The following is a 6287-nucleotide window of genomic DNA, read 5'->3' as shown; positions in this document are numbered from 1 at the left end:
GACGAGTGACGAGTGACGAGTGACGAGTGACGAGGAGGGAAGACAGCCTTCTCCTGAGCTATGGGATGGTTTCCCTCGGCCCTCGTTACTCGTCCCTCGTAACTCGCCTCCGGGCGAAGCCCGGGGGCATTGTCATACGCTGGTCACATTTGGTTCATAACCTTGTCACAACCGATTCATACAGTACGCCGAACAAAACACAAATCTCGTAAGGAGAGCATCCATGTTAAAGAAAAAGCAGCTTCTGGCTTCGCTACTGGCAATGAGCTTTGTCTCTGGCCAGGCTTTCGCGCAAGCCAAAGTCGATCCCGATTTGAAAGATTATCAGCGCGCCAGTGGCGTCTCCGGTAATCTGAGCAGTGTGGGTTCCGATACCCTGGCCAATCTGATGACCTTGTGGGCGGAAGAGTTCAAGCGCCAGTATCCGAATGTCAACATTCAGATCCAGGCCGCCGGTTCCTCTACCGCGCCGCCGGCGTTGACCGAAGGGACTTCCAATCTGGGGCCGATGAGCCGCAAGATGAAGTCCAAGGAAATCGAATCGTTCGAAAAGAAACACGGTTACAAGCCGACCGCCATTCCGGTGGCCATCGACGCCCTGGCTGTTTTCGTCCACAAGGATAACCCGATCGAAGGGCTGACCATTCCGCAGGTGGATGCGATTTTCTCCTCGACCCGCAAATGTGGTTACGACAAGGACATCTCTACCTGGGGTGATCTGGGTCTGACCGGCGCCTGGGCCAACCGCGATATCCAGATCTACGGGCGTAACTCGGTTTCCGGCACTTACGGTTACTACAAGAAGCATGCCCTGTGTAAAGGCGACTACAAGAGTTCTGTGAACGAACAGCCCGGTTCCGCCTCGGTGGTTCAGTCGGTATCTTCATCCCTGAACGGCATTGGATATTCCGGTATCGGTTACAAGACCTCCGGCGTCAAAACGGTTGCTCTGGCCAAAAAAGAGGGTGATCCGATGATCGCGGCAACGACGGAAAACGCCCTGAAGGGCAAGTATCCGCTGTCCCGCTTCCTCTACGTCTACGTGAACAAGCATCCCAACAAGCCGTTGCCGCCGCTGGAACGCGAGTTCATCAAGATGGTTATGTCCAAGATTGGTCAGGAAGTGGTCGTCAAGGACGGTTATATCCCGCTGCCGGCCAGTGTCGCGGAAAAACAAATAGACAAATTGAAGTAAGTTAAAGACGCACCTCTCGTGTCTTGCAAGCCCCGCCACTGGCGGGGCTTTTTTTGTGCTGGAAACAGATGATTCTGAATGTCTCTCGCAGAGGGATAACCAACTGATTTCCTGGCGATCTGGTGCCTCTGTGAGAGGCCATTGGTCGTACCGATGGGTAAAAAATAGCCATTAGCAGGCTTGCAGTACAGCAGCCGAAACGGAGGCTCTTTTGTCACATTTCTGTCATATCCGGTCTTTATGCTGGCGCCTCCAGTAATCAGGGGACAAGCGAGCCTGTCATGACCCGTATCGACCACAGCAATCTGCTAATGCGCTGGCGCATGCTCAAGGACACCCTGGCCCGCCATGGCGTGGCGGTGGGGGGCCTGGGGGTGATCGTGGCGATCACCCTGATCCTGGTCTATTTGCTGGCGGTGGTGCTGCCGATGTTCCAGTCGGCGTCGATCGACAAGGTCACCGATTACAGCGTCCCCGGCAGCGACGAGCGAACACTGCATCTGGCGATGGAAGAGCAGGCGGTGGTTGGTCTGCGCCTGACCGATACCGGCCGGGTGATTTTCTTCAATACCTGGGATGGGACGATTCGCAAGATCGTGCCCCTGCCGATTCCCGACGACACACAAATCACCAGCTGGGCGGCGGGTGATCCGGCCAGCCGGGTGCTGGGCGTGGGATTGTCCAATGGCCAGGCGCTGGTGTTCAAGCATCACTACCAGATCAGCTTTAGCGATGCCCTGGTGGAAGGCGGCAAACCGGTGCGGGAAATTACGCCAGAAATCCAGTATCCGCTTGGCGAGGACCTTCTGCAACTGGATACCCAGGGGCGGGCGATTACCCATCTCGCGGTGCAGTCCGGTGAGGAAGAGACCACGGTTGCCGGGTTGGCCGGCGAGCAACAGATTCAACTATTGAATATCCGCCGCGAGGAATCGTTTCTGGGCGATGACGTCACCCTGGAGGAAACCCGGGCAGAAGTACCACGGACCTCGCGCGGTGCCATCTCTCATTTGCTGGTGGACAAGCAGCAACGCAATCTTTATGTCGTCCGTGGCGATGACAACCTGAGCCATTACGATCTGTTTGACAAGGAAGCCCCTTCGCTGCAACAGCACCTTTCGCTGTTTGGTGGGAATCAGCGGGTGACCAGCCTGGAATTTCTGACCGGGGATATCTCGTTGCTGGCCGGCTCGGATCAGGGCACGGTCTTGCAGTTGTTCCCCGTACCCGAGCAGCGTGACAGCGACAAACGGGTGTTTCGCCAGATTCGTTCTTTCGATGATTTGAACGGGCCAATTAAAGGGATCGCGCCGGAATACAACCGCAAGGGATTTCTGGCTGTGGACGGTGAGGGTCAGCTGGGGATCTTTCACACCACGGCGAACCGTACTCTGTTGACCCGGCCGGTTGCCGACGCCCTGCAGCAGGTGGCCATCTCACCGCGTGCCAAGGCCGCGTTGCTGCAGTCCGGCGAGCGTCTGCATTTTTACCATATCGATAACGAGCATCCGGAAATCTCCATGTCCTCGCTGTGGGGTAAGGTCTGGTACGAAAGCTACGACGAACCCGAGTATGTCTGGCAGTCCTCCTCGTCCAGTAACGATCATGAGCCCAAACTGTCGCTGGTGCCGCTCTCCTTTGGCACGCTCAAGGCGGCGTTCTACGCCATGCTGTTCGCGATTCCGCTGTCCATCATGGGCGCGATCTATACCGCCCATTTCATGGCCCCGCGCATGCGCCAGACGGTCAAACCCAGCATCGAGATCATGGAGGCCCTGCCGACGGTCATCATCGGTTTTCTGGCCGGGCTCTGGCTGGCACCGTTTCTGGAGCGACACCTGCCGGGGATCTTCTCCTTATTGATCATCATGCCCTTCGGGTTGTTGCTGGTCGCCTATGGATTCCATCGTCTGCCGGATCGAATCCGCCATACGCTCCCCGAAGGGTGGGAAGCCGCCTGGTTGATCCCGATCATTCTGTTAATCGGTTATGCCTCTTTCAGTGCCAGTCCGTGGATGGAAGCCGCTTTCTTCGGCGGGGATGTGCGCATCTGGATGAGCGAGGAACTGGGCATCAGTTATGACCAGCGCAACTCGCTGGTCATCGGCCTGGCCATGGGCTTCGCAGTGATTCCGACCATCTTCTCCATTGCCGAGGATGCGATCTTCGCCGTGCCCAAGCACCTGGTACAGGGCTCGCTGGCCATGGGCGCCACGTCCTGGCAGACCATGATGCGGGTCGTTCTGCTGACCGCCAGTCCGGGGATCTTCTCGGCGGTGATGATCGGTCTGGGACGCGCGGTGGGTGAGACCATGATCGTGTTGATGGCGACCGGCAATACGCCGCTGATGGACATGAATATCTTCGAGGGCATGCGCACCCTGTCAGCCAATATCGCGGTGGAAATGCCCGAGTCGGAAGTCGACAGTACGCATTATCGTGTTCTGTTCCTGGCGGCGCTGGTGCTGTTTGCCTTTACTTTCCTGGTGAATACCGCCGCGGAAATTGTTCGGCAACGTTTACGCAAGCGTTACAGCAGTCTGTAACCCGAATGGGAATCTTGAGGAAATTCGATGAATAGCTGGTTCAAATCGGGACAACCCTGGATCTGGCTCAACGCCGGTGCCGTCAGTGTCAGTCTGATCATGGTATTCGGACTGATGTTGCTCATTGGCGTGCGGGGGCTGAGTTATTTCTGGCCCAGCGCTGTGATCGACGCCCAGTATGTACTGCCTTCGGGCGAGACCACGCGCCTGGTTGGCGAGATCGACTCGGTCGAGACCATCCCGCGGGTTCAGGCCGAAAGCAGTGGTTATGAATTCGATTTCGAGAGCGAGAAACTGACCCGCTATCTGATCAAGACCGGCAACCGTGACGTGACCGGTGCGGATTTCCAGGTGGTCTTTGCCGATTTTGTTCAGGATATCGAGTATCCCGAAAACCTGCTGGTCATCGAACGCCACGAATGGGGTAATTTTTACGGTTTCCTGCGTCAGGTAAAAGAAAATGGTCAGGTTGTCGCCGAAGGCGAGAATGCCCAGCAGGAACTGGAAGTCCGTCTGGAGCGCGCCACCGAACTGCATGATCGCATCAAGGATATCCAGAAAGGTGAGATCGGTTCGATCAACTACCAGATGGAACGCCTGCGTCTGGAAGAGCGTGCGCTGGAACTTGAAAATGAACTGACGCCACAGAAGCAGCAGGAACTTGCCAATCGGCGTGACGCACTGAACGCCGAATACGAAACCCTGCTCGAATCAATGAATGAACTGTACAGCCAGATTCGCCGCGACAGTATTCTGGCCGAGACTATGAGTGGCCGCCAGATCGAAATCCCCCTGGCAAAAATTGTGCGGGTCTATTACCCCAATAGCATGGGTATTATGGGCAAGATGGGGTTCTATTTTGCCAAGGTCTGGGAATTTGTCAGCGGCGAGCCGCGCGAGGCCAATACCGAGGGCGGCATTTTTCCCGCGATTTTCGGCACCGTGATGATGGTGTTGATCATGTCGGTACTGGTAACGCCTTTCGGGGTCATTGCCGCTATCTACTTGCGCGAATACGCCACCCAGGGGCCGATCATTCGTACCATCCGGATTGCGGTGAATAACCTGGCCGGGGTGCCGTCGATCGTTTACGGGGTGTTCGGCCTGGGCTTCTTTATCTATTTCCTGGGCGGCAATATCGACCAGCTGTTTTTCCCCGAGGCCCTGCCGGCGCCTACCTTCGGAACACCGGGCATCCTCTGGTCGTCACTGACCCTGGCACTGCTCACCCTGCCGGTGGTGATCGTTTCCACCGAGGAAGGCTTGAGTCGGATTCCCAGTTCAATTCGCGAAGGCAGTCTGGCGCTGGGGGCCACCAAGGCCGAGACCCTGTGGCGGACCGTGATTCCGATGGCCTCACCGGCGATGATGACCGGCCTGATTCTGGCCGTCGCGCGTGCCGCCGGCGAGGTGGCGCCCTTGATGCTGGTCGGTGTGGTCAAGCTGGCGCCCTCACTACCGTTGGACGGCAATTTCCCGTACCTGCATATGGAACGTAAATTCATGCATCTGGGTTTCCACATCTATGATGTCGGCTTCCAGAGCCCCAATGTCGAGGCGGCCCGGCCGCTGGTTTACGCGACCTCGCTGCTGTTGATTCTGGTCATCATCGCCCTCAACCTGAGTGCGATATACATCCGTAATCGCCTGCGTGAGAAGCATCGGGCACTTGAAAGCGGTTAAAAACTGGCAGAAGATAAAATTATGACTCCTGATAATATGACACACGGTATCAACCTGGATAACCTGGATCGCGCACAGGATAACGTGCATTTTGAAGACGAGAATCTGGTGATACAGGTGGAGGACCTGAACCTGTACTACGGGCCGACCCAGGCACTGTTTAATATCAACATGGGGATCCCCGAACACAAGGTGACGGCTTTCATCGGCCCCAGTGGCTGCGGCAAATCAACCCTGCTGCGCTGTTTCAACCGGATGAACGATCTGGTGGATATCTGCCGGGTCGAGGGCAAGATCACCCTCGATGGCGAGAATATCTATACCAAGAAGGTCAATGTTGCCGAATTGCGCCGCAAGGTAGGCATGGTGTTCCAGAAACCGAACCCTTTTCCCAAGAGTGTCTACGAGAATGTGGCCTACGGATTACGCATCCAGGGCGTCAAGGACAAGCGGCGTCTCGACGAGAGTGTGGAAAAGGCCCTCAAGGGGGCGGCCCTGTGGGACGAGGTCAAGGATCGGCTGCAGGAGAATGCCCTGGGCCTCTCTGGTGGTCAGCAGCAACGTCTGGTAATCGCCCGCGCCATCGCCATTGAGCCGGAAGTACTGTTGCTGGACGAACCGGCTTCGGCGCTGGATCCGATCTCCACGCTCAAAATCGAGGAGCTGATTTACGAGCTCAAGAAAAAGTATACGATTGTTATCGTTACCCATAACATGCAACAGGCCGCCCGAGTCTCGGACTACACAGCGTTTATGTATCTTGGCGAGGTCGTCGAATTTCAGGATACCAATACCCTGTTTACCAATCCGAGCCAGAAAAAGACCGAAGACTATATCACCGGCCGTTATGGCTAAAACGCCGG

4 protein-coding genes are annotated in these 6287 nt (G+C 56.4%); all 4 read left to right on the top strand.

Going from position 1 to position 6287, the window contains the following annotated elements; all coding sequences use genetic code 11:
* Positions 1 to 223: 223 nt before the first annotated feature.
* The 4 genes from R6U90_RS07830 to pstB all read left to right on the top strand — a co-directional run bounded on the left by R6U90_RS07830 (position 224) and on the right by pstB (position 6279).
* Positions 224 to 1195, top strand: a complete 972-nt coding sequence (locus R6U90_RS07830; RefSeq protein WP_410352115.1) for a PstS family phosphate ABC transporter substrate-binding protein — start codon at positions 224 to 226, stop codon at positions 1193 to 1195.
* A 281-nt stretch (positions 1196 to 1476) separates the two neighbouring features.
* Positions 1477 to 3741 carry an ABC transporter permease subunit gene (locus R6U90_RS07825; RefSeq protein ID WP_410352114.1) on the top strand — a complete coding sequence of 755 codons (2265 nt, stop codon included), beginning with the start codon at positions 1477 to 1479 and terminating at the stop codon, positions 3739 to 3741.
* 27 nt (positions 3742 to 3768) lie between these two features.
* Positions 3769 to 5424: a phosphate ABC transporter permease PstA gene (gene pstA / locus R6U90_RS07820; protein ID WP_410352113.1), complete on the top strand. Its 1656-nt coding sequence runs from the start codon at positions 3769 to 3771 to the stop codon at positions 5422 to 5424.
* Positions 5425 to 5445: 21 nt separating this feature from the next.
* On the top strand, positions 5446 to 6279 hold the full coding sequence (gene pstB / locus R6U90_RS07815; protein WP_410352112.1) for a phosphate ABC transporter ATP-binding protein PstB: 834 nt from the start codon (positions 5446 to 5448) through the stop codon (positions 6277 to 6279).
* Positions 6280 to 6287 lie beyond the last annotated feature (8 nt).

Origin of the sequence: Thiohalophilus sp. (genome assembly GCF_046483665.1) — a bacterium.
GTDB lineage: Bacteria > Pseudomonadota > Gammaproteobacteria > UBA6429 > Thiohalophilaceae > Thiohalophilus.
The sequence above is the reverse complement of the archived record's forward strand: the minus strand, read 5'-3'. Positions and strand labels throughout refer to the sequence as shown.

Coding starts and splice junctions, on each gene's coding strand:
- R6U90_RS07830 (WP_410352115.1), top strand. CDS start 224: ATGTTAAAGAAAAAGCAGCTTCTGGCTTCGCTACTGGCAATGAGCTTT.
- R6U90_RS07825 (WP_410352114.1), top strand. CDS start 1,477: ATGACCCGTATCGACCACAGCAATCTGCTAATGCGCTGGCGCATGCTC.
- pstA (WP_410352113.1), top strand. CDS start 3,769: ATGAATAGCTGGTTCAAATCGGGACAACCCTGGATCTGGCTCAACGCC.
- pstB (WP_410352112.1), top strand. CDS start 5,446: ATGACTCCTGATAATATGACACACGGTATCAACCTGGATAACCTGGAT.